Annotated in this window: 29 protein-coding genes; 12 read left to right on the top strand and 17 right to left on the bottom strand. The window is 33.9% G+C overall.

Translation table 11 applies throughout. The features are described 5' to 3' along the window. The first annotated feature begins 18 nt into the window (after window positions 1-18). On the top strand, window positions 19-756 hold the full coding sequence (locus tag Bccel_RS28315; protein WP_050754003.1) for a DUF4329 domain-containing protein: 738 nt from the start codon (window positions 19-21) through the stop codon (window positions 754-756). Between the two features lie 43 nt (window positions 757-799). After that, window positions 800-1,213 carry an NTF2 fold immunity protein gene (locus tag Bccel_RS28320; RefSeq protein WP_050754004.1) on the top strand — a complete coding sequence of 138 codons (414 nt, stop codon included), beginning with the start codon at window positions 800-802 and terminating at the stop codon, window positions 1,211-1,213. 423 nt (window positions 1,214-1,636) lie between these two features. On the opposite strand, the gene Bccel_RS28325 is transcribed toward Bccel_RS28320, so the two are convergent. The 3 genes from Bccel_RS28325 to Bccel_RS30620 form a co-directional block, all read right to left on the bottom strand. Continuing rightward, window positions 1,637-2,188 carry a hypothetical protein gene (locus Bccel_RS28325; protein ID WP_036945910.1) on the bottom strand — a complete coding sequence of 184 codons (552 nt, stop codon included), beginning with the start codon at window positions 2,186-2,188 and terminating at the stop codon, window positions 1,637-1,639. 93 nt (window positions 2,189-2,281) lie between these two features. Further along, a complete protein-coding gene (locus Bccel_RS28330; protein WP_036945912.1) occupies window positions 2,282-2,956 on the bottom strand; it encodes a hypothetical protein in 675 nt (224 codons plus the stop codon). A gap of 163 nt (window positions 2,957-3,119) precedes the next feature. Beyond that, on the bottom strand, window positions 3,120-3,293 hold the full coding sequence (locus Bccel_RS30620; RefSeq protein ID WP_160317779.1) for a hypothetical protein: 174 nt from the start codon (window positions 3,291-3,293) through the stop codon (window positions 3,120-3,122). A gap of 115 nt (window positions 3,294-3,408) precedes the next feature. Between Bccel_RS30620 and Bccel_RS30625 the strand changes: the two genes are divergently transcribed. Next, window positions 3,409-3,555, top strand: coding sequence for a hypothetical protein (locus Bccel_RS30625; protein ID WP_154673526.1), 147 nt, complete (start codon window positions 3,409-3,411; stop codon window positions 3,553-3,555). Between the two features lie 280 nt (window positions 3,556-3,835). Here the strand turns inward: Bccel_RS30625 and Bccel_RS28340 are convergent, their stop codons facing one another. The 4 genes from Bccel_RS28340 to Bccel_RS30630 form a co-directional block, all read right to left on the bottom strand. Beyond that, the gene (locus Bccel_RS28340; protein ID WP_050754006.1) at window positions 3,836-4,735 is read right to left on the bottom strand and encodes a nucleotidyltransferase family protein; all 900 of its coding nucleotides are present in this window, start codon (window positions 4,733-4,735) and stop codon (window positions 3,836-3,838) included. Then, entirely contained in the window at window positions 4,725-6,851 is a 2,127-nt protein-coding gene (locus Bccel_RS28345) for a pentapeptide repeat-containing protein (protein ID WP_050754007.1), read from the bottom strand. Before Bccel_RS28345 ends, Bccel_RS28340 begins: the two co-directional genes overlap by 11 nt. A 139-nt stretch (window positions 6,852-6,990) precedes the next feature. Continuing rightward, on the bottom strand, window positions 6,991-8,289 hold the full coding sequence (locus Bccel_RS28350) for a hypothetical protein (RefSeq protein WP_036945840.1): 1,299 nt from the start codon (window positions 8,287-8,289) through the stop codon (window positions 6,991-6,993). Window positions 8,290-8,819: 530 nt separating this feature from the next. Beyond that, entirely contained in the window at window positions 8,820-8,966 is a 147-nt protein-coding gene (locus tag Bccel_RS30630; protein ID WP_154673526.1) for a hypothetical protein, read from the bottom strand. A 115-nt stretch (window positions 8,967-9,081) separates the two neighbouring features. On the opposite strand from Bccel_RS30630, the gene Bccel_RS30635 reads away from it, so the two are divergent. The 3 genes from Bccel_RS30635 (at window position 9,082) to Bccel_RS28365 (ending at window position 10,738) form a co-directional block, all read left to right on the top strand. Further along, a complete protein-coding gene (locus Bccel_RS30635; protein WP_160317779.1) occupies window positions 9,082-9,255 on the top strand; it encodes a hypothetical protein in 174 nt (57 codons plus the stop codon). Window positions 9,256-9,418: 163 nt separating this feature from the next. Continuing rightward, entirely contained in the window at window positions 9,419-10,093 is a 675-nt protein-coding gene (locus tag Bccel_RS28360; RefSeq protein ID WP_036945912.1) for a hypothetical protein, read from the top strand. 93 nt (window positions 10,094-10,186) lie between these two features. Continuing rightward, window positions 10,187-10,738: a hypothetical protein gene (locus Bccel_RS28365; RefSeq protein ID WP_036945910.1), complete on the top strand. Its 552-nt coding sequence runs from the start codon at window positions 10,187-10,189 to the stop codon at window positions 10,736-10,738. Between the two features lie 423 nt (window positions 10,739-11,161). On the opposite strand, the gene Bccel_RS28370 is transcribed toward Bccel_RS28365, so the two are convergent. The 7 genes from Bccel_RS28370 to Bccel_RS29430 form a co-directional block, all read right to left on the bottom strand. Then, window positions 11,162-11,575 carry an NTF2 fold immunity protein gene (locus tag Bccel_RS28370; protein WP_050754004.1) on the bottom strand — a complete coding sequence of 138 codons (414 nt, stop codon included), beginning with the start codon at window positions 11,573-11,575 and terminating at the stop codon, window positions 11,162-11,164. Between the two features lie 43 nt (window positions 11,576-11,618). Continuing rightward, on the bottom strand, window positions 11,619-12,356 hold the full coding sequence (locus Bccel_RS32935; protein ID WP_050754003.1) for a DUF4329 domain-containing protein: 738 nt from the start codon (window positions 12,354-12,356) through the stop codon (window positions 11,619-11,621). A 98-nt stretch (window positions 12,357-12,454) separates the two neighbouring features. Continuing rightward, window positions 12,455-13,072, bottom strand: a complete 618-nt coding sequence (locus Bccel_RS28380) for a hypothetical protein (protein ID WP_036945738.1) — start codon at window positions 13,070-13,072, stop codon at window positions 12,455-12,457. Window positions 13,073-13,170: 98 nt separating this feature from the next. Further along, on the bottom strand, window positions 13,171-14,409 hold the full coding sequence (locus Bccel_RS28385) for an IS110 family RNA-guided transposase (RefSeq protein ID WP_050754009.1): 1,239 nt from the start codon (window positions 14,407-14,409) through the stop codon (window positions 13,171-13,173). Between the two features lie 248 nt (window positions 14,410-14,657). After that, window positions 14,658-15,002 carry an SLOG family protein gene (locus tag Bccel_RS28390; protein ID WP_050754010.1) on the bottom strand — a complete coding sequence of 115 codons (345 nt, stop codon included), beginning with the start codon at window positions 15,000-15,002 and terminating at the stop codon, window positions 14,658-14,660. Between the two features lie 17 nt (window positions 15,003-15,019). Then, the gene (locus tag Bccel_RS30640; RefSeq protein WP_154673531.1) at window positions 15,020-15,184 is read right to left on the bottom strand and encodes a hypothetical protein; all 165 of its coding nucleotides are present in this window, start codon (window positions 15,182-15,184) and stop codon (window positions 15,020-15,022) included. A 6-nt stretch (window positions 15,185-15,190) separates the two neighbouring features. Further along, window positions 15,191-15,361 (bottom strand): SymE family type I addiction module toxin, encoded by a 171-nt coding sequence (locus Bccel_RS29430; RefSeq protein WP_160317780.1) that lies wholly within the window; start codon window positions 15,359-15,361, stop codon window positions 15,191-15,193. A gap of 1,025 nt (window positions 15,362-16,386) precedes the next feature. Between Bccel_RS29430 and Bccel_RS29435 the strand changes: the two genes are divergently transcribed. The 6 genes from Bccel_RS29435 (at window position 16,387) to Bccel_RS28415 (ending at window position 20,487) form a co-directional block, all read left to right on the top strand. Then, window positions 16,387-16,557: a SymE family type I addiction module toxin gene (locus tag Bccel_RS29435; protein ID WP_160317781.1), complete on the top strand. Its 171-nt coding sequence runs from the start codon at window positions 16,387-16,389 to the stop codon at window positions 16,555-16,557. A gap of 188 nt (window positions 16,558-16,745) precedes the next feature. Then, the gene (locus Bccel_RS28395) at window positions 16,746-17,090 is read left to right on the top strand and encodes a DUF2493 domain-containing protein (protein WP_050754011.1); all 345 of its coding nucleotides are present in this window, start codon (window positions 16,746-16,748) and stop codon (window positions 17,088-17,090) included. 248 nt (window positions 17,091-17,338) lie between these two features. Further along, window positions 17,339-18,577 (top strand): IS110 family RNA-guided transposase, encoded by a 1,239-nt coding sequence (locus Bccel_RS28400; RefSeq protein WP_050754009.1) that lies wholly within the window; start codon window positions 17,339-17,341, stop codon window positions 18,575-18,577. A 98-nt stretch (window positions 18,578-18,675) separates the two neighbouring features. Continuing rightward, window positions 18,676-19,293, top strand: coding sequence for a hypothetical protein (locus Bccel_RS28405; protein WP_036945738.1), 618 nt, complete (start codon window positions 18,676-18,678; stop codon window positions 19,291-19,293). Between the two features lie 98 nt (window positions 19,294-19,391). Next, window positions 19,392-20,192: an RHS repeat-associated core domain-containing protein gene (locus tag Bccel_RS31085; RefSeq protein WP_082225183.1), complete on the top strand. Its 801-nt coding sequence runs from the start codon at window positions 19,392-19,394 to the stop codon at window positions 20,190-20,192. Between the two features lie 16 nt (window positions 20,193-20,208). Continuing rightward, window positions 20,209-20,487, top strand: a complete 279-nt coding sequence (locus Bccel_RS28415; protein WP_036945739.1) for a hypothetical protein — start codon at window positions 20,209-20,211, stop codon at window positions 20,485-20,487. Window positions 20,488-20,606: 119 nt separating this feature from the next. Here Bccel_RS28415 and Bccel_RS28420 read toward each other — a convergent pair whose 3' ends face one another. From Bccel_RS28420 to Bccel_RS28430, 3 genes are all read right to left on the bottom strand, one after another. After that, window positions 20,607-21,176 carry a hypothetical protein gene (locus tag Bccel_RS28420; RefSeq protein ID WP_036945740.1) on the bottom strand — a complete coding sequence of 190 codons (570 nt, stop codon included), beginning with the start codon at window positions 21,174-21,176 and terminating at the stop codon, window positions 20,607-20,609. A gap of 14 nt (window positions 21,177-21,190) precedes the next feature. After that, window positions 21,191-21,835: a zinc metalloprotease gene (locus tag Bccel_RS28425; protein WP_036945741.1), complete on the bottom strand. Its 645-nt coding sequence runs from the start codon at window positions 21,833-21,835 to the stop codon at window positions 21,191-21,193. A 563-nt stretch (window positions 21,836-22,398) separates the two neighbouring features. Then, entirely contained in the window at window positions 22,399-23,922 is a 1,524-nt protein-coding gene (locus tag Bccel_RS28430; protein ID WP_036945742.1) for an extracellular solute-binding protein, read from the bottom strand. Window positions 23,923-24,460 lie beyond the last annotated feature (538 nt).

A 24,460-nucleotide genomic window follows, 5' to 3' on the forward strand; every position in this document is an offset into this window, starting at 1 on the left:
AATTAAGGCCACGGTGATGTGACAGCATTGGTTGATGCAGCAGGAAGTGTTGTTAATCGGTACCAGTATGATGCATTTGGTAATACGGTTGAAGCTGTAGAGAAGGTGCAGAATAGATTCAGGTATGCTGGTGAGCAGTATGATCAGGTTACAGGACAGTATTATTTGCGTGCAAGGTTTTATAATCCGGTTGTGGGACGGTTTACACAAGAAGACACATATCGTGGAGATGGATTAAACCTGTACAGCTATGTGCAGAACAACCCAATCAAATATATTGACCCAAGTGGCTATAGCAGTTGTTTGGCTAAAGGAAACATATTTACAAGAGCTAAAAACAAAATTTTGGGAAGACATGACAGCATAGACGATGCAGCGATGCACTTTGGTAAAAAACACAATAAAGGTTCAATAAAGGATAACAGAGAATATGTTTCAGTTGTATATGAAAAGAAGGTTGGAAGCAAAACAATGTATAAATATGTACCTATAAAAAAAGGTGGTGCAGCATCTGCCACTGTTCCAAAACCACCAAAAGGAACAACAGTTGTTGGTATTCTTCATACACATGGAGCTTATGATGCAAGATATGATAATGAGAATTTTTCGCCAGCTGACAAAAACGCAGCAAGAGGTTATAATGCACCAATATATGTAGCAACGCCAAATGGAGCATTAAAGAAATATGATCCATCAACCAATACTGTAAGTGTGCTGTCAACTTCAATGCCCAAAGACCCTAATGCAGTACCTTAAGCACTTACGCAATACAATAAAATTAGTGAGATGAGTGGTTATTATGATTAAAAAATATTTCTTCGTTCCAATACTTTTTGTAATGCTTTGTTTAACAGCATGTGGAAATATTAATGAAAAAGGAGACATTCAAATGACATCGATTAAAAATGAATCAGTACAGCCTAATGACAATATAGAAAAGTTAACAGAAAAATATGAGATTGGAAATAATATTGTACCGAAATTTGACATTGTTAAGGATAAGGAAACTGCTATTAAGTTGGCAGAGGATATTTTGTTACCCATTTATGGGAATGAGATTAATGATAAAAAGCCCTTTGAAGCAACTTATGATGAGGAATTTAAAGCCTGGGTTGTTAGTGGTACACTTGGCAAAAATTTTATTGGTGGAGTTCCAAATGTAATAATTCAAAAAAGTGATGGAAAAGTGCTTGCTGTGTGGCATACAAAATAATTTGAGCTGGAGAAATCCAGCTTTTTTAATTTCCTGGAAAGCCATTAAGGAATATCAGAGGTGCAGATTGTACCAACTATTCCAACATAATGATTTTACCAGGGCACTCTGATTTCTACATGATCAAAATCAACACTTATGGCTCTTTCAGTCTCTCAGAATACAAGTATAAACAAGCATTCCTTCGGAGTCTCTCTGAGGTCGCTAACAGAGTGAAGCCCGGGCAAAGGGCCCCCATTCTTTAGAAAAGCTAACGTAGCCTTACTTTAGAGCTTTTTGAGCCACTTATAAGCAGCTGATTGATTGCTACGGAGTGGGCTTAAAGCATCAGAGCAGGGGAAGTATACGATAGAAGTTTCATTGTATACTTCCCCTGCTCCTGAAGCTTATTTCATGAGGCTTTGCAGAATCAACACGTTATAATTATTCCTTGGTGGGAACTACATTATATCCAAAATATTCTCCAGTTTCTGCATCATATAGTTCTGTGACTGTAACATTTTTTACAAGTCCACTCTCACCTTTTTGTTTTTGCTCTTCACTAATAGGAATTTGAACACCATTTGGACGTTTTGTCTTTACTATCCAAAGCATCCTCTTCGGAGAGAGCATTGTTATTTCATCAGTTTTTTTACCTTCCATTTTGCAGTAATCTTCATATTTCATTGCCTTAGCCATTACAAGTTCTACATTTTCTTTCTTATATTTCACCGTATCAATTTTTTTATTAATATCATAATAACTATCTGTTGGTATCTTCTCGTTATCTTTATATACAGGTTCTGGATTTAAAACAGGTGATGGCATTATCATCCCTTTTTTATCTTCTCTCAGCACTTGTGTATCTTTCTCCACTCCCCAAGATGGTCTAATTTTGCTTTCATCATATTTAGATATAGTGGAAGCTGCTAATACCAATGAAACTGAAGCAATCAATGACACAGAAGTAACCATTGCAATAAACTTCTTGTTCATACTCTTTTATCCTCCTTAATATTTGTTTTTATAATTATATTTTTATATATTAAATATTATATTACATATACAAGTAGGTAAATAGTCAAAATATTAATCAGTACTAGAAAAAATAGAAGTTGGCATGACATCCCAATTTACTATATATCCTACCCACGGTACAGTAATCCATGTAGGGTCGTTTACTGACCAATAACTCCAGGTATTATTTTTGCAATATTGGAATGAGTTTTCATTCCAAACATCAGATGTATTATTTAAATGCCCTGAATACAAACCTATTTCAATACCACTCTGTACACAAGTAGATGTACAGGAAAAAGATCCTCTATCAACATAGTCAATATATACATTCCAGCTTGAGGAACTAGTGCGTTGAATTTGATAAGTATGGTTTGTACCTGTAGCAGTTGAAGGGCCTGTAATATTATAAGAACTAAAACTAACAAAATTCCCATTACTATCATATTTCGTATACGACCTAAAAAATCCGTTTACATAATTTCCGTTCTCATATCCATTCCTAAATCCAGTACAAATTGTGCTATTTGTAGGGCCAACATGGACCCATTGAGCATGTGCGATAATTTCACCACCTGCTATTGCACTTAGTGGTCTAGTAATAGCTTGATAAAAAGAACCTGTGACATTAGCACCAGAATTAATATTATTAATTGCATAGCCTTTATCAGCTGAAGCTATAACTGCAGATGTAATAAAAGTAAAGCTTAAAATCAACATACTAAATAGTATTCTTAACTTACTCATTAGTATAAGCCTCCTTATGTATTTTATATTTTATCCAATTACTTACTAAATAGAACTTAAACTCTGTGTTTGTATAACTTTAATTGTAAAACAATGAATTTGTAATGTACATTACCATTTTATTATAACTTATATCTACTTCAAATTTTGTAGAATTTTGTCATTATGCGGAAATTATTATGTTAATATATAAACCTAGTATTATCCATGTAATTAAAATCATATCACGAGTACCTTTGCTTTTTACCAAATCCTCATGAAAAACTAATATCAAATCAGGCTTTTCCATCTTAAGCATCTGGGCGTTCCTTATAGTCTTGGCACTGATACTCAACATACCTGATTCCACACTGAAGAGCATGGAATTTTGGGATAATTTCGCTGAATCTCTTTTGATGTTTTGATGTATTATCACTATTTATATATAATTGATTTTGAGAGGTTTTTACAGAGTGCTGCCAGAGATTATGGTAGCTCAGTTTATCAGTTTAGATTGGTATTTTTCATCCTGTATATTTTCAAGAAGCATTGATATAGCTGTATTTGCAGTTTCTGGCTTTAGTGCAAAGGCTTGTATTGTTTACAGGCTTTTTCAGTAAATCTGAATGTTCTACATATGAAGGTTTTAGTGTAATTTTAAGATTACTTGAAGAAACCTTACGGAGCAAAACCTGGGAAAACAAATCCCCTCCATCTTTTAGAAAGGCTGACGGAGGTGGGCTTTAGAATCTTTGCAATCGCTTTCAAGTTCAAGGATAGTTCCTTTGGGTTTGTCTTGCAGCGTCAGGACAGGGAAAATGTACTGCAAAAGCTTTTATGGTACATTTTCCCTGTCCTTGTGAAAATTTTATACAGCCGTTCGGCACTTTCAGCTTGGAGTTAATTTGAGTCAACAAATTCTTCTTTTACAAGAGCAGGAGTAAGTTTATCAATTTCAGCATCTTTTATAAACAATATATTAGCAATATAAACCAGATTATTAAGGTTTATAGGAATAGAAGCATGTTTATCTATAATTTTTGAAAATAGTTCTTCCTTGTCAATTTTAAAAAAACATTTTGCAATATTTATATTGTTATTAAAATACTCCTTAACAGAGTCGCTTAGATTATAATCATACAGTCTTAATCTAAATTTATTCTTTAGCATTTGTATCCAATTCTTTTTCTGATAGTGTTTATATGCGAGTTCATCAAAGAGTGTCAAAATAGACCAATCACATGTTTCAAGAGTTGCAACTATTCCGTTCAAAATTCTTGACTGATCAGGATAATCAGTCCATTCTTCCTTACATTTATATCTCATATCATGTTCTATTTCGTGCCAACCTTCAGAAAAAACTGTTCTTATTTGTACTTCAAAAGTATTATCAATAGGAAATTGATTTAAAATGCTTTCAAAGATTATTTTATATTGATTTGGTAATCTAAAAATTAAATTAATTCTACTAGGTTTAAAAGTAGATGAATCTGGGGTATCAATTGTTTCATCGACAAACTCAAATAATTTTTTTAATAATTTAATACACAAAATGATATCATCATTAAAGTAAACTACTATTCTGAAACCAATTAAATCCTGCATTTTCCTTTTATTACTATAATTTTTGTTCAGAAGTTTCTCATATGTAGAGCTCCCATTTTTAATTCGACTAAATAACCTATAAAAAAGTCCTAGACTATTTAGTTCTTTTGAAATATCTTTTTCAAGGTCTTTGATTAAAGATGGGTTATAACCATCAATAATTTCTTTTATTTTTTCAAATTCACTATTTCCCATTTATATCTCCTTCTCCGGAAGATAATATATTCCGGACTTCACCTATATATTCATAGTTTAAATATACTAATTCACCTTGTTTTTCTAGTATTCCTTTTCTTCTAAGACTTTCTATAGCATTTTCCACACTGTAATATTGTTTTGTAGGTACTCCTGCAAATAATGTTCTGTAAGCTCTATTTGGCTGAGCATTTGCTCTACCTTTTTGCCAAAATTGTTGTAATACTATTTTTTCATAGTAGTAATCATCATCAGAAGTCACAAAATCTTTGGTTTTCAATGGGCTAATATCATCGCCAAAACAATTTGAAAAGATTAACTTGCGGTCTTCTTGTGTATCATTTAAAATTGTGCAATCATAAAATCTACAATCTATAAATATACAACTATAAAAAGATGACTTTCTTATTTCTATTTTATTAAATATACATTGACTAAATGTACATCCAGTAAAAGAAAATCCATCAGGAAATATGAAATTTTTAAAAGTTACCGAATAAAAGCTTGCATCTTTGTGATTACTTGATAATTGGTTGTTAAGTTTTATGTCTATTTCTATTTGTTCTTGGGAATGTAACATCAATGTAATAGGCTTTAATTTCAAATATAATTTTACTTTTTCATCAGCACTTCGTGCACTATAAGCAGTACAGGCTAAATCTATATATTTATAGTCTATAAGCCAATCATTTTTTAATTTGCAAATGCATTCTCCAATTAACAGACCAAATATAAAGTCATTAATAAACCCTATCTTATTTGTATTTTTGCTTGTGCCAACCCTATCAAGAAGTGCATGTCTTGCTAAAGTTGATGCGATATCCTCAGCTTTTTGACTTAATCCTTGTGGATACCTTGAACGTAAAACATTAATTAGGTTTCTATTTTTTACCAAAATTATATCCTTTATAAAATCCCTATCTTCTGAAGTTATATCCAATTCAACCATTTCATATACCAATTTTATGAAAATTTCTAGCTGTTCTTCAACAGTAAAGTGTATATCCTGCCTTTCCTTTTCCCTCTCTAAAAGCATGATTAAATAATCCTTGATAACTTCTTCTGAATCTTTACAATAGTTATTAAATTTATCGCAACTCATATTTCTTAAATGTGCCAATAAGACAGGGTTTCCAAAACTCTCATATGGAATATTTTGATATTTTAGTATTTCTATCTTTTCAGTGCCAAGCCAATCTTTTATGTTAGGCTCATGCAGAATTAACCTAGTAACCTTGAATCTATTCTCTCTACCCTCTACCCAGTTATTAAATTTATCTCCATTAAATATTGCACTTTTGCGTGATGTAAGAATAATTTTTGTATTATGAGTAAGTAAATCACCTATAGTATCTAACATTGATTCCATATCATCAAAAGACTTTGAATGCTTATCATGTAATTTGTTATCCATATCAACTGACTTTGATATTAATTCATCAAAACCATCTATTATGACTGGTATACGTCCCTCAGCCATTTCGTAAGTAACTAAATCTGATTTTAGATGATGAAAAAGTCTATCTATTTCATCAAGTAAAACATATTTGAAAACAGCAGCTTTCCTGTTCCTTGATAGCTCTGTAAAAATAGGTATCCCATCACTATCTGAAGTGACTAACTCTTTTAGTAATTCGTATGCTGTACATGTTTTCCCATACCCTGCTGCGGCTTCTAATATTACTAAATGGGGACCATTAGAGTTAATTATACTTAAAATTTTAGATACAACACTATCGGTCTGTTCCTTGCCATCAAAAAAATAATTGCAGCTAATATATGAATAATCAAACTTCAATCTGATATTTTGGTTCTGACAATATTTATAGTATTCACCTTTAAGTTTGTCTCTTGTTCGTAAAACTGAAAAAAAACCTTTAAATAATTGTGCATGTACTTCTTCAATATCAGTATAATATGAATTTTTACATGAGAAACCAGCTTCTTGGTACCGCACAATAATATCAGAAACATCGATTCCTTCTTCTAAAGTAACTATTTCCGCATTGTTAAAATACCCATTTGTATGTGTATAGACTATAGCATCTGCGTATTGGTTACTTTTTTTAAAATCATATCTTTCATATAGCTTATCTAATTTATCTACATTAATCATATTGCACCCCTGTAACTAAAAGTTTGCGTTAAACTATTTTGCCAAATCATACATCTTTTCAGGAAACAAAAACATAAATACCCACCTGTTGTATTCAAATCCTTACGAATTCTAAACAAAGCATAATATTACTACTTATTTAATCAAGTTTTAAATATTCAATTAACTGATACCCGCTAACAATAACCCATTGTACATCATTATCTCCATTAATAACATTGTCACCTTGGATTAGCATGCGAAATACTGTTTGTTTCTTTAGTTGTATGCCTTGATAATAGATTTCTAATGAAATACCAATTTGAGTAATTGCTGGAGCTTCGTCATTAATACTTGTTATTTCATAATTAATTAGTTCTTTATTCTTAAATATGATTCTCATTTCACGTGCTACCTGCGAGTTTTGCTTGGATTTTATTGGCAAGTAAGCATACTTTGCCATATATCCATAGTTACGCATTTGCCAATACTCTAAAAACTCAACAGCAAATTTTTCGGGTGAGAATGCTTGTAGTTTTGAAGAATTTATGTTTTTGTATTGATTGCTTTCTATGACTAAACTTCTAGGCTTCCAGTTTTTAATTCTATCTTTAAATTTATTACTTTGTTCCAATTTATCAAAAGAATCTTTTAAATCTCCTAATTGCTGCATAAATGTTTTTTTAGGTTGAGGCTCAGGTGCTGTCTTTTTACCATTCATTATATCCCGTCCCCAATCTAAAACTGCTGCTAAGCAACACCAGCATTTTGCTGCTACATATATATTGTCAAAGTTCAAATCTCTTCCATGCATTATTCCATTTCTATATGGCATTGTAATTTGTTCTGTATTAGTTTTTTTTCTAGAACTATTAAATATCTGTTTTAGTGCTGTGAGTCCGGAATAATGTCCTGCAATACTATCCCAAGATGTTAAATCTGTTTTTTCTGCAAAAAAGCCTGTTTCTTTAGAAATATCATTGACTAATCCATCAATTACCATTAGCAATAATGGAACACATGCATAATAATGCTTTTCAACATATTCATCTAATGCATTTAATGAAAGCTGTCTTCTAGCTCTAAATGCTTCAATAGATGCACCTCTGGAAATAATAAACCTAATATTATCTTCTATGTAATAATTAAGTATTTCCTCTTCAGCTTCTTTGAATTTACCTTGTTTTGCATATTCAATAGCTTTTTTCATCACTTCAACATTAAAACCTTCGTATGCTATCCAACCATGTTTAGAAAAAAATCCATTAAAGTCATCTGGAAGTGTTGTAAGTATTTCCAGTTGATTCCTTAATCCACTTAATTCTTTGAATTCTTCCTTTTTGAAAACTCCTAGAAATTTTCCAAATGTAATTAATGAATTCATGCTATCCATTTCTTCTTTTAACTTTTTTGTAGATGGGTTATCCTTTATAGGTTTCTTATTATTGTTGTAAGTCACTTTTTGTCACCTCCAACTTTGTAATTTGAGATTGAAAAAATATTTCACGTAATAAATAGCATTATTTAAAAAACTTGTCGATAAAAAAAGTAATTTCTGGTTGTATAATATCATAAGTGGTAGAATAAAACAATAAATCTTCTACTTTATACAAGTATTAAATAGTTAGGTTATCCCTGAAGTCTCTTCTTAAGGGGCTTTTTGGTTTTCTTGAATAGTAGAAAGAATAAGCAGTAATATATTTGGGGTAAGAAAAGCTGAAAGTGCCGAGCGGCTGTATAAAATTTTCACAAGGACAGGGAAAATGTACCATAAAAGCTTTTGCAGTACATTTTCCCTGTCCTGACGCTGCAAGACAAACCCAAAGGAACTATCCTTGAACTTGAAAGCGATTGCAAAGATTCTAAAGCCCACCTCCGTCAGCCTTTCTAAAAGATGGAGGGGATTTGTTTTCCCAGGTTTTGCTCCGTAAGGTTTCTTCAAGTAATCTTAAAATTACACTAAAACCTTCATATGTAGAACATTCAGATTTACTGAAAAAGCCTGTAAACAATACAAGCCTTTGCACTAAAGCCAGAAACTGCAAATACAGCTATATCAATGCTTCTTGAAAATATACAGGATGAAAAATACCAATCTAAACTGATAAACTGAGCTACCATAATCTCTGGCAGCACTCTGTAAAAACCTCTCAAAATCAATTATATATAAATAGTGATAATACATCAAAACATCAAAAGAGATTCAGCGAAATTATCCCAAAATTCCATGCTCTTCAGTGTGGAATCAGGTATGTTGAGTATCAGTGCCAAGACTATAAGGAACGCCCAGATGCTTAAGATGGAAAAGCCTGATTTGATATTAGTTTTTCATGAGGATTTGGTAAAAAGCAAAGGTACTCGTGATATGATTTTAATTACATGGATAATACTAGGTTTATATATTAACATAATAATTTCCGCATAATGACAAAATTCTACAAAATTTGAAGTAGATATAAGTTATAATAAAATGGTAATGTACATTACAAATTCATTGTTTTACAATTAAAGTTATACAAACACAGAGTTTAAGTTCTATTTAGTAAGTAATTGGATAAAATATAAAATACATAAGGAGGCTTATACTAATGAGTAAGTTAAGAATACTATTTAGTATGTTGATTTTAAGCTTTACTTTTATTACATCTGCAGTTATAGCTTCAGCTGATAAAGGCTATGCAATTAATAATATTAATTCTGGTGCTAATGTCACAGGTTCTTTTTATCAAGCTATTACTAGACCACTAAGTGCAATAGCAGGTGGTGAAATTATCGCACATGCTCAATGGGTCCATGTTGGCCCTACAAATAGCACAATTTGTACTGGATTTAGGAATGGATATGAGAACGGAAATTATGTAAACGGATTTTTTAGGTCGTATACGAAATATGATAGTAATGGGAATTTTGTTAGTTTTAGTTCTTATAATATTACAGGCCCTTCAACTGCTACAGGTACAAACCATACTTATCAAATTCAACGCACTAGTTCCTCAAGCTGGAATGTATATATTGACTATGTTGATAGAGGATCTTTTTCCTGTACATCTACTTGTGTACAGAGTGGTATTGAAATAGGTTTGTATTCAGGGCATTTAAATAATACATCTGATGTTTGGAATGAAAACTCATTCCAATATTGCAAAAATAATACCTGGAGTTATTGGTCAGTAAACGACCCTACATGGATTACTGTACCGTGGGTAGGATATATAGTAAATTGGGATGTCATGCCAACTTCTATTTTTTCTAGTACTGATTAATATTTTGACTATTTACCTACTTGTATATGTAATATAATATTTAATATATAAAAATATAATTATAAAAACAAATATTAAGGAGGATAAAAGAGTATGAACAAGAAGTTTATTGCAATGGTTACTTCTGTGTCATTGATTGCTTCAGTTTCATTGGTATTAGCAGCTTCCACTATATCTAAATATGATGAAAGCAAAATTAGACCATCTTGGGGAGTGGAGAAAGATACACAAGTGCTGAGAGAAGATAAAAAAGGGATGATAATGCCATCACCTGTTTTAAATCCAGAACCTGTATATAAAGATAACGAGAAGATACCAACAGATAGTTATTATGATATTAATAAAAAAATTGATACGGTGAAATATAAGAAAGAAAATGTAGAACTTGTAATGGCTAAGGCAATGAAATATGAAGATTACTGCAAAATGGAAGGTAAAAAAACTGATGAAATAACAATGCTCTCTCCGAAGAGGATGCTTTGGATAGTAAAGACAAAACGTCCAAATGGTGTTCAAATTCCTATTAGTGAAGAGCAAAAACAAAAAGGTGAGAGTGGACTTGTAAAAAATGTTACAGTCACAGAACTATATGATGCAGAAACTGGAGAATATTTTGGATATAATGTAGTTCCCACCAAGGAATAATTATAACGTGTTGATTCTGCAAAGCCTCATGAAATAAGCTTCAGGAGCAGGGGAAGTATACAATGAAACTTCTATCGTATACTTCCCCTGCTCTGATGCTTTAAGCCCACTCCGTAGCAATCAATCAGCTGCTTATAAGTGGCTCAAAAAGCTCTAAAGTAAGGCTACGTTAGCTTTTCTAAAGAATGGGGGCCCTTTGCCCGGGCTTCACTCTGTTAGCGACCTCAGAGAGACTCCGAAGGAATGCTTGTTTATACTTGTATTCTGAGAGACTGAAAGAGCCATAAGTGTTGATTTTGATCATGTAGAAATCAGAGTGCCCTGGTAAAATCATTATGTTGGAATAGTTGGTACAATCTGCACCTCTGATATTCCTTAATGGCTTTCCAGGAAATTAAAAAAGCTGGATTTCTCCAGCTCAAATTATTTTGTATGCCACACAGCAAGCACTTTTCCATCACTTTTTTGAATTATTACATTTGGAACTCCACCAATAAAATTTTTGCCAAGTGTACCACTAACAACCCAGGCTTTAAATTCCTCATCATAAGTTGCTTCAAAGGGCTTTTTATCATTAATCTCATTCCCATAAATGGGTAACAAAATATCCTCTGCCAACTTAATAGCAGTTTCCTTATCCTTAACAATGTCAAATTTCGGTACAATATTATTTCCAATCTCATATTTTTCTGTTAACTTTTCTATATTGTCATTAGGCTGTACTGATTCATTTTTAATCGATGTCATTTGAATGTCTCCTTTTTCATTAATATTTCCACATGCTGTTAAACAAAGCATTACAAAAAGTATTGGAACGAAGAAATATTTTTTAATCATAATAACCACTCATCTCACTAATTTTATTGTATTGCGTAAGTGCTTAAGGTACTGCATTAGGGTCTTTGGGCATTGAAGTTGACAGCACACTTACAGTATTGGTTGATGGATCATATTTCTTTAATGCTCCATTTGGCGTTGCTACATATATTGGTGCATTATAACCTCTTGCTGCGTTTTTGTCAGCTGGCGAAAAATTCTCATTATCATATCTTGCATCATAAGCTCCATGTGTATGAAGAATACCAACAACTGTTGTTCCTTTTGGTGGTTTTGGAACAGTGGCAGATGCTGCACCACCTTTTTTTATAGGTACATATTTATACATTGTTTTGCTTCCAACCTTCTTTTCATATACAACTGAAACATATTCTCTGTTATCCTTTATTGAACCTTTATTGTGTTTTTTACCAAAGTGCATCGCTGCATCGTCTATGCTGTCATGTCTTCCCAAAATTTTGTTTTTAGCTCTTGTAAATATGTTTCCTTTAGCCAAACAACTGCTATAGCCACTTGGGTCAATATATTTGATTGGGTTGTTCTGCACATAGCTGTACAGGTTTAATCCATCTCCACGATATGTGTCTTCTTGTGTAAACCGTCCCACAACCGGATTATAAAACCTTGCACGCAAATAATACTGTCCTGTAACCTGATCATACTGCTCACCAGCATACCTGAATCTATTCTGCACCTTCTCTACAGCTTCAACCGTATTACCAAATGCATCATACTGGTACCGATTAACAACACTTCCTGCTGCATCAACCAATGCTGTCACATCACCGTGGCCCTAATTAGGTAATATGTACATTGTTATGGTGCTATTTATTATAGAAGAAACTCATTTTTAAACAATGGAACGTTCATACTCCTACCTCACTTGTTTTCTTTTAATATTAACCAGTAACTGAATAATTGAGTAAACCCAAAACTGAAGGCATAAGATATTATCAACGCTACCACTGCAAGTGCGATATTTTGGATACTTTCAGATTGTTTATCCATAAAAGCCTTAAATATAATACCACCAATTAATGCCACTACTCCAATCACTGTATACTTAGGAAGTCCTGATTTATCTTTGTATACTCCTCTGTTAATATTGTATCTATAATACAATATTAAAATAACAACTGTTATATAGCCGATACCTCCAAGTATTAAGTAAAATGCATTTTCAATTAATGCTATTTTATATAGTACTTCATAGAATATCCAAAAAAACATTATTGAATATACTATTGTAGAAACACCAAAATATAAGACAAATACTTGACTAAATTTATGACATTTAAAATAATACAATACAATTCCCCAAAATGGTAAGCCGATACATACTGCTATTATTGCTGTAATAAAGGATGCTCCCAACTTTTCATTGGCAGTAAATTTTGTACCATACATAATAAATGAAAATCCCCAATCAAGCATCACACATAAAAGTAATAAATCTTTAAATTCCTTTTTATCTTGTTTTATAGTACTATTAATCACCTTGAGACACCCACCCTGTTACCTAAATGCATTTGTTATTGCAACTCATGACAGCATATATAAAAGCCCTGTAAAAAACAAGGCTCATATATATACTATCATGCATTTTCTGTTTTGGAAACTGTTGGTTTTATGTACTCCCTTTGGTGAATCATCATTGAATAGATAACCTTTGTAATCTGCCTCATTACTGCAATTAAGGCCTGACGCTTTGTTTTTCCCTGTGATATCTTCTTATTATAATACTCAAGAAAAGTATCATTTATCGGGCTTTTCTTGTCCCTACCTCTACAGATATTCCTTGAAGCAATATCCCTGAATATCTCATACAATCGCCTGTTGCCCTGTTTATTCCTAAAGTTCTTGTCCTTATCACCTGATGAACAGGCCACCGGACTAATTCCGCTGTACCGACACATTTTATCGCTACTTGAAAACCTTCTGATATCTCCAATTTCACTAATCAGCATTGCAGCGGTTATTGTATTAATTCCGGGCATGGTTTCAAGCTTATAAGGAAATTGCTTCATATGCTTTTTAATCTCAGCCTCTATTACTTCCAGTTCTTCATTACAGTGCTTAATTTCCTTTATACAATGAGACACAATAAAGTCCCTTGTTTCCTGATATTCCGTTGATGTGTCGCCATCCTTTTCAACCAGTTTTAATATCTTTTCAGCATGTTCAATTCCAAAAAATCCGCTGCTATGGATGGATAGAAATTCTGCAAGCTCTTCCTTGGTAATGCCTCTTAACTTTGATGGCGAGGGAAAGTTTTGAAAGAATTCCATTCCGGCCTTACAGTAAGTTACCGTAAAGAATTTGGGATAGCTTGGATAATGATGCGATATGTAGCTGTGAACCTGATTTTTAGATGCAGCCCGCACCTTGACTATTGAATTACGTCGAGATACTAAAAGCTGCAGGGTCCAGCTATCATCATGAATTGATGCATCTGGAAGGGTATCCAATTGATTTAATAGAACCTTGGCAACACAAAAGGCATCGTGCCCGTCTGTTTTATGGGATATAGCCTGATTACGCCTTTCTGTATAGGTTAGTGAAGCATCAACAGATTTAACAGTATAGCCGAGATTCAAAAGAAATCTGGTAAAGTTCCTGCCGTTACTTGCTGTATCCTCTAAGCCGAAACATGGAGTAATACCACGTTTTAAATGGGATTTGACAAATTCAATAAGCTTTTCAAAGCCCTTCTTGTTGTTCTCAAACCTAAGTTCTCCGAGCTTTTCAGTAAAGCAGTTAATTATGACTGCTACATGGGTACGCTTATGAATATCCACCCCAATAAATAATTTTTTCATCTTTGGATGCAACATTTTACATTCCCTCCTGTATTAAAATTTCAAGGTACAAACCTTGGCACAAAAGCACCCCTAATATCCAACGATAAGCCGCTAAAATAGAGACTCCGCAAACCCACGCCAACTATTTGCAAGGTATAATAAGCTCTATAAAAATAAGAGCTTTTAACCTGGGAAGAAGGGCAGCATTATTATAACGAAATATGTAAAACATACCGCATGACCACGAACAGCCACATTATTCCCAGCTTAAAAACCCTCATTCAGCCGTATATCTTAAGGGGTATACCAGCATGTGAAACCCTTGAAATCATGTCACGGGTCCCCTTGCTTTTTGCCAAATCCTCATGAAATACCAATACCAAATCAGGCTTTTCCAAATCCAACATAGCCTGGTTCCTGCGAGGCCCGGCACTTTTGCCAAACCTCTGCCAGTCTGCCGGATACTCAATATACCTGATACTGCACTGATGGGCAGCACGGACAGCAAGAGTATCAGCACCCCGACACCCTCCGGCAATAAGTAAATCAATATCAAGACTTTTGACAACAGCCAAAATCTTCTGATAATCCCTATAAAAACGGCTTCCAGATACTAGAACCTTCATATATGAAACCTCCAGTTTTACTGAAAAAGCCTGTAAAAAATACAAGCCTTTGCACTAAAGCCGGAAGCTGCAAAAGCAGCTATATCAACGCTTCTTGAAAATATACAGGATGGAAAACACCAACCGAAACTGATAGGCTGAGCTGCCATACTCTCTGGCAGCCCTATGCAAAAACCTCTCAAAATCCCTCATGCATCATCCTCACAATCCACAGGACGAATGGTAATAATACCCTGTGATACATCAATAACAACCCTGCATCCAACCTCAAAGCCGAATGTGGCAAGCCACTCAGCTGACACCACAATAGCCGGTGAATCATCAAGCCAATGACTCCTGACAGACGATAAAGCTACCATAAAAAACACCTCCCAAATACTACTCGTGAGCCTATGTAGGAAGATACCCTGCATAAGCCGGGACAAATGCTACCGCTATATCATGTCTATGTCAACGGGACTTTGACAAAAAAAGATAAGGAAAAATGCTTTGCTCCAAAGAAGGCTTTTTAGAGACTACGTAGGCTACATCCGATATGGTGGGAAGGACTGTTACCAGTACTTCCCATCATATCTCAAGTGAAAAACTCAAAAATATGTATTTAAGGTTTTCACTTGATGTCGCTTATGAGCCACTGTAAGAGGACTTGTAGAGTCCTTGTAGTCCTTCTGTCATTCTCATGGGCCTCTACAAAGACACCAGTTAGCACCAAAAATGTCACATGCGGATTGGGAAAAAGACAATCACATGTCTTTTTCCCAATCCTAAAGCGATAAAAAAATAATTGCAAAATATTTTTTATCGCTTGTTGACACTTATAAGAGTCTCTGAGAGCTTCTAAAAAGCGGCTTTAGGGTTATACCTTCACCACGAAGCGGCTTTTAAAGCTGCTGCAAAGAATCTTTTTAGACTCATACGGCTGCTGGAAAAACTTAAATTTATTTTTCCAGCAGCCTAACAAGAAGTGTCAAAAACCTACTTTTTGATACTTCTTGTGTATGTGTCTTGCGTAAGTTGCTTACAAAGAGGCTTTTAAGGTTCTTATAAGTTTAGTCTGAACCCGTAAGCAACCCGAAAGCTACTCTGGCAGAGGCTTTTAAGTAACATTCAAATCCAGGTATGGCAAATATAAAAGCCATACCTGGATTTTCAAGAGAATGGGGTGACTATTTCATTTGTTACCCCATTCTCTTGATGTGTGCTACAAAGGCTCTGATAAGTGCAGTATTAGCAGCTTCGCAGAATTACCAGAGGTAAGCATTTTTTCTTATCTTTTTTTGCAAAGCCCATTGACATAGGCATGGTATAGCGGTATCTTTTGCTCCAGCTTATGCAGGGGTATCTCCTACATAGGCTCATGAGTGGTATTTGGGAGGTGTTTTTTATGGTAGCTTTATCATCTGTCAGGAGTCATTGGTTGGATGATTCACCTGCTATCGTGGTGTCGGCTGAGTGGCTTGCTACATTCGGCTTTGAGGTTGGATGCAGGGTTGTTATTGATGTTTCACAGGGTATTATTACTATTCGTCCTGTAGATTGCAAGGATGATGCATGAGGGATTTTGAGAGATTTTTACATAGGTCTGCCAGAGATTACGGCAGCTCAGTCTATCAGTTTCGGTTAGTGTTTTTCATTCTGTATATTTTCAAGAAGCATTGATATAGCTGTGCTTACAGTTTCCGGCTTTAGTGCAAAGGCTTGTATTCTTTACAGGCTTTTTCAGTAAAACTGGAGGTTTCACATATGAAGGTTTTAGTATCTGGAAGCCGTTTTTATAGGGATTACCAGAAGATTTTAGCTGTTGTCAAAAGTCTTGATATTGATTTACTTATTGCCGGAGGGTGTCGGGGTGCCGATACGCTTGCTGTTCGTGCTGCCCGTCAGTGCGGTATCAGGTATGTTGAGTATCCGGCAGACTGGCAGAGGTTTGGGAAAAGTGCCGGACCTCGCAGGAACCAGGCTATGTTGGATTTGGAAAAGCCTGATTTGGTATTGGTATTTCATGAGGATTTGGCAAAAAGCAAGGGGACCCGTGACATGATTTCAAGGGTTTCACATGCTGGTATACCCCTTAAGATATACGGCTGAATGAGGGTTTTTAAGCTGGGAATAATGTGGCTGTTCGTGGTCATGCGGTATGTTTTACATATTTCGTTATAATAATGCTGCCCTTCTTCCCAGGTTAAAAGCTCTTATTTTTATAGAGCTTATTATACCTTGCAAATAGTTGGCGTGGGTTTGCGGAGTCTCTATTTTAGCGGCTTATCGTTGGATATTAGGGGTGCTTTTGTGCCAAGGTTTGTACCTTGAAATTTTAATACAGGAGGGAATGTAAAATGTTGCATCCAAAGATGAAAAAATTATTTATTGGGGTGGATATTCATAAGCGTACCCATGTAGCAGTCATAATTAACTGCTTTACTGAAAAGCTCGGAGAACTTAGGTTTGAGAACAACAAGAAGGGCTTTGAAAAGCTTATTGAATTTGTCAAATCCCATTTAAAACGTGGTATTACTCCATGTTTCGGCTTAGAGGATACAGCAAGTAACGGCAGGAACTTTACCAGATTTCTTTTGAATCTCGGCTATACTGTTAAATCTGTTGATGCTTCACTAACCTATACAGAAAGGCGTAATCAGGCTATATCCCATAAAACAGACGGGCACGATGCCTTTTGTGTTGCCAAGGTTCTATTAAATCAATTGGATACCCTTCCAGATGCATCAATTCATGATGATAGCTGGACCCTGCAGCTTTTAGTATCTCGACGTAATTCAATAGTCAAGGTGCGGGCTGCATCTAAAAATCAGGTTCACAGCTACATATCGCATCATTATCCAAGCTATCCCAAATTCTTTACGGTAACTTACTGTAAGGCCGGAATGGAATTCTTTCAAAACTTTCCCTCGCCATCAAAGTTAAGAGGCATTACCAAGGAAGAGCTTGCAGAATTTCTATCCATCCATAGCAGCGGATTTTTTGGAATTGAACATGCTGAAAAGATATTAAAACTGGTTGAAAAGGATGGCGACACATCAACGGAATATCAGGAAACAAGGGACTTTATTGTGTCTCATTGTATAAAGGAAATTAAGCACTGTAATGAAGAACTGGAAGTAATAGAGGCTGAGATTAAAAAGCATATGAAGCAATTTCCTTATAAGCTTGAAACCATGCCCGGAATTAATACAATAACCGCTGCAATGCTGATTAGTGAAATTGGAGATATCAGAAGGTTTTCAAGTAGCGATAAAATGTGTCGGTACAGCGGAATTAGTCCGGTGGCCTGTTCATCAGGTGATAAGGACAAGAACTTTAGGAATAAACAGGGCAACAGGCGATTGTATGAGATATTCAGGGATATTGCTTCAAGGAATATCTGTAGAGGTAGGGACAAGAAAAGCCCGATAAATGATACTTTTCTTGAGTATTATAATAAGAAGATATCACAGGGAAAAACAAAGCGTCAGGCCTTAATTGCAGTAATGAGGCAGATTACAAAGGTTATCTATTCAATGATGATTCACCAAAGGGAGTACATAAAACCAACAGTTTCCAAAACAGAAAATGCATGATAGTATATATATGAGCCTTGTTTTTTACAGGGCTTTTATATATGCTGTCATGAGTTGCAATAACAAATGCATTTAGGTAACAGGGTGGGTGTCTCAAGGTGATTAATAGTACTATAAAACAAGATAAAAAGGAATTTAAAGATTTATTACTTTTATGTGTGATGCTTGATTGGGGATTTTCATTTATTATGTATGGTACAAAATTTACTGCCAATGAAAAGTTGGGAGCATCCTTTATTACAGCAATAATAGCAGTATGTATCGGCTTACCATTTTGGGGAATTGTATTGTATTATTTTAAATGTCATAAATTTAGTCAAGTATTTGTCTTATATTTTGGTGTTTCTACAATAGTATATTCAATAATGTTTTTTTGGATATTCTATGAAGTACTATATAAAATAGCATTAATTGAAAATGCATTTTACTTAATACTTGGAGGTATCGGCTATATAACAGTTGTTATTTTAATATTGTATTATAGATACAATATTAACAGAGGAGTATACAAAGATAAATCAGGACTTCCTAAGTATACAGTGATTGGAGTAGTGGCATTAATTGGTGGTATTATATTTAAGGCTTTTATGGATAAACAATCTGAAAGTATCCAAAATATCGCACTTGCAGTGGTAGCGTTGATAATATCTTATGCCTTCAGTTTTGGGTTTACTCAATTATTCAGTTACTGGTTAATATTAAAAGAAAACAAGTGAGGTAGGAGTATGAACGTTCCATTGTTTAAAAATGAGTTTCTTCTATAATAAATAGCACCATAACAATGTACATATTACCTAATTAGGGCCACGGTGATGTGACTGCATTGGTGGATGGTAAAGGGGATGTAGTGAATCGGTATCAGTATGATGCATTTGGTAATACAGTTGAAGCTGTTGAGAAGGTGCAGAATAGATTCAGGTATGCTGGGGAGCAGTATGATCAGGTTACAGGCCAGTACTACCTTAGAGCCAGATTCTATAACCCAGTTGTAGGAAGGTTTACGCAGGAAGACCCGTATCATGGAGATGGATTAAACCTATACAGCTACGTACAGAATAACCCTGTTAACTATATTGACCCATCCGGTAACTGCAGTGAGAAATCAAACCTTTGGAATGATTTCCAAAGGTCGAAGAAAGGACAGTTTAAATCAAGAAAAGAGGCTGCTGCTGAATATAAACGGCTTATGTCTTTAACACAATTGCAGCATGAAGCAAGTTCTGGAGCTGTTCTTAAAGTTACTCCAGGCAAGACAACAACAATACTTGGAACGTTTGCAAAGGATACTGGAAAAATCGTAAATGAGCTGGGTAATATTAAGACAAAGAACTTTGGCCCTAGAAAAGATTACTTTAATGTTTTAAATGTACCAGATGAGTTGTATGTAAACCCAACACAATTCTGGAATGAATACAATCAGCCTTGGCTAGACAATGCTATAGCAAGAAATGATGTAATTATTATGTCTACAAAACCAGAAGCTAAGGTTGGAAGCTTATTCAGAAAGAATGCTTCAGGTAAAATAGAATTATCAGGTTTCGGAAAAGAATACACACATCTACGGAAAAATGGATATGTATTTGACCCTAAAACAAATCAAATGATTAAAAAATAAATGGAGTGTGCTTAAAATGTCAAATTCAGAGGATGCAAAGAAGTATAATGAGGACCTTGATAAACTTTTGAAGGAAACAAAAATATTTACTAGGGAGCTATTCGAAAAGTTCTATGATGCATATTCTTACGATACTCCAACAACACACAATTGGCTTATTAATAAGTTGAAAATCATTAAAGAACGCCTTGAACAAGGCGATACTTTGCCAGTTGAGAATAGTAAAATTACATTAAATAAGGATAACTTTTTAGACTGGGTTGAATTAGAGTTTCCAGGTTGTACAGACATGTAATTAAATAATGCACATATAAGTTATTAAAAGGCTGGATGTTTCCCAGCCTTTTTCGTATAATTTGCCTGGTAACCCATTCAGGAATATCAGAGGGCCCTTTTAGAACAAAATTTTAGTCATCAGTCTTTAAATTTGGCAATAAAATCGTCTTTTTTAATTTTTTGTTTAGTCTTAACTGATACCAATTCTTGATTAGATTCATCTAATTTATATATACCTTGAGAAAAACTCGTTAATCCATAAGAACCTGTTAACGAAGATTCTCCCTTTATTTTGTATAATGAAAGCATATATTCCTTCCCTGTTTCTATTGTAATACTTGAGGCTGGTATTACTAGGTCAATGCTTTTTGGCGGTTTTTCATTATTTTTTATTCCCTCTAGAACATCAACCTCATATATTTCAATTGGGGCAGTAATATCCACTTTTTCATTATTTGAAGTTGTGGATACTTTCTTAGTTGCTTTTTCTTTTAATCCTTTTACTTTTGCTCTGACAATTAAATCAGAAACTTGTTTTAATTTCTCATCAGAAAATAATTCCTCTGAAAAGTTATATTTGATGGTTTTTTCTGTACTAGGTTCAGTTCCTTGGGGTTTATTAGTTCTATTAAAATTTATCATATACACACTTACTGTTGCGATAACTAAAGTAATAGTAAGCACTGAAAGTAATTTTATCTTTCTCATATTTTCACTCTCCTTTAATTGATTAAGCTAGCAATCTCTAATTTTGCATCTTTGTCCTCAACTTGCAATGTTCTTAGATAATAGCTGCATGGTAAATAATTCCCACCTAAACCATATTCACTATAGCCATACATAGTTGCTACTTGAGTTACACTAGTCCAATAATATGGACCATATCCCCAATTATAATCACCAATACCAATAACATGACCTAATTCATGTGTTGCAATACCTTGTCTATCTTTATATGAAAAACTATCACCGCTTCCCCATGTCTGATTTGTGTTGAATATTACATCAAAGTTTTCAATTATTTCTCCAGACATAAGCAATGGAGTAGCAGCATTAACGCTAATAGGATATCCAACATTAGTTACATCAGCATATGTAACAGTATTTTTATTATCACCTACATCTACACTACCAGTATGATCGGTAGAATTCCTGTAAATTTTCACATTGCCAGAAGCATTATTCCATGTTATTCTTGCATTTTCAACTACTGTCCTCCACGTGGAACTGAGGGATGAATGGTATGAATAATATATACTACGACTTTTGGGAATACCTTCTATTTCATACGCACTTACATTAATCGAAAAGCAAGTAGTAAATATAAATATCATTGCAAAACTAATGACGTTTTTAAAAAGCTTCATTTTTTTCTCTCCTCATTAATAATTCAAGCAAAGCATTCCTATTTCGAGTGTTACAAAAAAATGCATTACTCCTTTCATCTCTAAATTGCATCCAAAAAGAAACGACTTTGCAAGTTGGACTATTATAGCATAAAATATAACAAATTTGCAATATTATTTAATCATGATTTACATTATATTTACATACCAGTTATATTTAGGTGTAATATTTCATAAATCGACATTATTGTTGCATAAAAACTTTTGATAAAAATCAACTACAACTATTGAATTATGCTGAGATAATCTTTTTCATGTTTGTAATTCATTTGATGAGTTACTTGATTTAGTAAGCTACATATAAATTAGCATATGATCAATATTTAAGCTCTTTAAATATTAAATCAGGTGAAATTATGAAATAGCATAAATAAGGCTATTTTAATAGTCTATTCTTTTCTGGAAACCAGCAGAGAATATCAGGGGTCCAAAATATGCTTGCTAGTAAATATTAAACGTGGTCTTATTTTTACATTAAAAAGAAACGCCGGATTTCTCCGGCATTTGGCATCAAGATTCGTCATCTACTCAACAGTTACATCCTTCAAACCTGTTTTAACCTTATCTTTAAATGTTTTAATCATATCATTTTTTGTCTTAATCTTGCCTGCAAGATATGATCTCATGCAATCAATATAAAAGTTCTCTATAGTATCATCATACTTTGTTTGAATAGTACCTTTTATATCTTTGAGTAATGGTTCATAAAATTTATATAAGTCTGTATCCATTATGTTACTTTCTTCTGGTGCACCTTCAGAAATAACTTGGAGATTATTTGGAAAATCCTGATTATCATAAGCCCAATTACTCATCCAATCCTTATCAGTTGTAATGCATTTTAAAAAACTCCATGCAATATCTTGCATATCGGACTTACTGTATATACCAAACCATGTTCCTCCCCAGAAGTAGGGATATGTAGGTTTAGCTAATCCCCATCTATCACCTTCTCTTGACTTTACATCATTTGATCCTATTATCCAAGGAATCCCCCAATAAGGACATAACCACATTAAAGCCTTTTCATCACTACCGATAGCAGACATCCAGCTTGGTGACCACTGATCTAAACTCGCTTCATATTTATTATTTCTTAGTGTCTTGGCAAAATCTATGAAATCCAGCATCTTTTGATCAATTGTTAATTTATCATTAACTACCCAACTCTTACTACGTCCACCGATAAACATCTTAAGTGGCTCTTCAAAAGTTGGAAATAGGGAAACCTTTCCTCCACTTTTTTCTTTCAACGTCTTTGCAGCTAATAACATTTTTTCTGGTGTTGAAACCATATCCGTTATTTTTGTAGAATCATCAGTTCCAAGATACTTTCGAGCAGCAGCTTTTTTAAAAGCTAAAGCACCTGGAGCTCCTTGAAATGATAATGCTTTAAGTAATCCATTATTATCTGTTCCTACCTGAATTGTATATGGTATCATGTTATGTACATTGTTTTTTGCCTTTTCACTCAGGTCAGCATATGCATTAGGCATATTAACAAATTTTTTAGCGAAAGCAGATTCTACTGCAAAAACATCTGGAGCACCAGAACCCGCTCTTATAGCGGCAGTAAGTTTATTCTGATACTGTTGGTCTTTATCCGGTATAACCGATAGAGCAATTTTTATGTCAGGATGTATTTCATTAAATAACTTTACAATATTTGGGCTCTCGTCCTTATTAAAATGCCACAATGTAAGTTCTCTTGCTTCATTTGTATTTTCTTCATGCACAACTGTTTCATCTTTATCGGTTGAAAGCATAACTGCTTGATTATAACTATCCCATTCTACTTCAAATCCAGAAAGACCAGCTACAGCTCTTAGTGGCAAGTAAGTTCTACCATTAATAATCACAGGAGAAATTTTGGAGCCATTGGTATCTGTTAATATCTTCTGCTCATTGTTCAAATATATTTTTATATTGTCATTAACAGTTGCCTCGATTTTCCTCACGGTATCATAGCTCCATACAATGCTAATGGCAGCTACACTGGTAATTGATACTGCAAAAATTCCAATTAAAATTTTATAAATTCTTTTCATCACAAAACCTCCCTATTATTTTACTTAAATTAAGTGTAATCTATTTGGAAACCTAAAATATCTGCATAATTATAACATTATATCTAAAAAATCTCTACTATACATAAAAATAAGCTACGATATTCCTCCTAATATGTTTGATTCTATCTCCTTGTATCACCATATATAAAGGGCTTTGTTGAATTTATGCAAAAACCACCAAGGGAAAAATTATGAATTCAAAGCCGATTTATAGAAGCTGATGTTCCGAGTCTTGGGAAAAACAATTCCCCCTCAACATTTAGAAATGCTGGCGAAGCATTACTTTTGAGTCTATAAAGGGACTTTAAGTAACTGAAAAGCTGCTGCTTAGAAGTCTTGCAGAGTCAGGCCCAGATAAAGTATATGGATAAGCGTTCAACCATATACTTTATCTGGGCCACTTTAAGCGACTTTGAAGAAATTCCAGTCTTGGTAGACAAAAAGAAATATAGCGTATATAATTCTCAAAATCACTAAAGAACATCAACGATTCAGACTGCATTGTTTTACCATTATC

Origin of the sequence: Pseudobacteroides cellulosolvens ATCC 35603 = DSM 2933, from assembly GCF_001262605.1 — a bacterium.
Taxonomy (GTDB): Bacteria; Bacillota; Clostridia; order Acetivibrionales; family DSM-2933; genus Pseudobacteroides; species Pseudobacteroides cellulosolvens.

Excerpts from the sequence above, each read along its gene's own strand:
- Bccel_RS29435 (WP_160317781.1), top strand. The coding sequence starts at position 16,387 with ATGGTAGCTTTATCATCTGTCAGGAGTCATTGGTTGGATGATTCACCT.
- Bccel_RS28415 (WP_036945739.1), top strand. The coding sequence starts at position 20,209 with ATGTCAAATTCAGAGGATGCAAAGAAGTATAATGAGGACCTTGATAAA.
- Bccel_RS30635 (WP_160317779.1), top strand. The coding sequence starts at position 9,082 with ATGTTGAGTATCAGTGCCAAGACTATAAGGAACGCCCAGATGCTTAAG.
- Bccel_RS28365 (WP_036945910.1), top strand. The coding sequence starts at position 10,187 with ATGAACAAGAAGTTTATTGCAATGGTTACTTCTGTGTCATTGATTGCT.
- Bccel_RS28425 (WP_036945741.1), bottom strand. The coding sequence starts at position 21,835 with ATGAAGCTTTTTAAAAACGTCATTAGTTTTGCAATGATATTTATATTT.
- Bccel_RS28345 (WP_050754007.1), bottom strand. The coding sequence starts at position 6,851 with ATGATTAATGTAGATAAATTAGATAAGCTATATGAAAGATATGATTTT.
- Bccel_RS28420 (WP_036945740.1), bottom strand. The coding sequence starts at position 21,176 with ATGAGAAAGATAAAATTACTTTCAGTGCTTACTATTACTTTAGTTATC.
- Bccel_RS28325 (WP_036945910.1), bottom strand. The coding sequence starts at position 2,188 with ATGAACAAGAAGTTTATTGCAATGGTTACTTCTGTGTCATTGATTGCT.
- Bccel_RS28360 (WP_036945912.1), top strand. The coding sequence starts at position 9,419 with ATGAGTAAGTTAAGAATACTATTTAGTATGTTGATTTTAAGCTTTACT.
- Bccel_RS28340 (WP_050754006.1), bottom strand. The coding sequence starts at position 4,735 with ATGGGAAATAGTGAATTTGAAAAAATAAAAGAAATTATTGATGGTTAT.
- Bccel_RS28385 (WP_050754009.1), bottom strand. The coding sequence starts at position 14,409 with ATGTTGCATCCAAAGATGAAAAAATTATTTATTGGGGTGGATATTCAT.
- Bccel_RS28395 (WP_050754011.1), top strand. The coding sequence starts at position 16,746 with ATGAAGGTTTTAGTATCTGGAAGCCGTTTTTATAGGGATTACCAGAAG.
- Bccel_RS28330 (WP_036945912.1), bottom strand. The coding sequence starts at position 2,956 with ATGAGTAAGTTAAGAATACTATTTAGTATGTTGATTTTAAGCTTTACT.
- Bccel_RS28400 (WP_050754009.1), top strand. The coding sequence starts at position 17,339 with ATGTTGCATCCAAAGATGAAAAAATTATTTATTGGGGTGGATATTCAT.
- Bccel_RS28430 (WP_036945742.1), bottom strand. The coding sequence starts at position 23,922 with ATGAAAAGAATTTATAAAATTTTAATTGGAATTTTTGCAGTATCAATT.
- Bccel_RS30620 (WP_160317779.1), bottom strand. The coding sequence starts at position 3,293 with ATGTTGAGTATCAGTGCCAAGACTATAAGGAACGCCCAGATGCTTAAG.
- Bccel_RS28390 (WP_050754010.1), bottom strand. The coding sequence starts at position 15,002 with ATGAAGGTTCTAGTATCTGGAAGCCGTTTTTATAGGGATTATCAGAAG.
- Bccel_RS29430 (WP_160317780.1), bottom strand. The coding sequence starts at position 15,361 with ATGGTAGCTTTATCGTCTGTCAGGAGTCATTGGCTTGATGATTCACCG.
- Bccel_RS28320 (WP_050754004.1), top strand. The coding sequence starts at position 800 with ATGATTAAAAAATATTTCTTCGTTCCAATACTTTTTGTAATGCTTTGT.
- Bccel_RS28370 (WP_050754004.1), bottom strand. The coding sequence starts at position 11,575 with ATGATTAAAAAATATTTCTTCGTTCCAATACTTTTTGTAATGCTTTGT.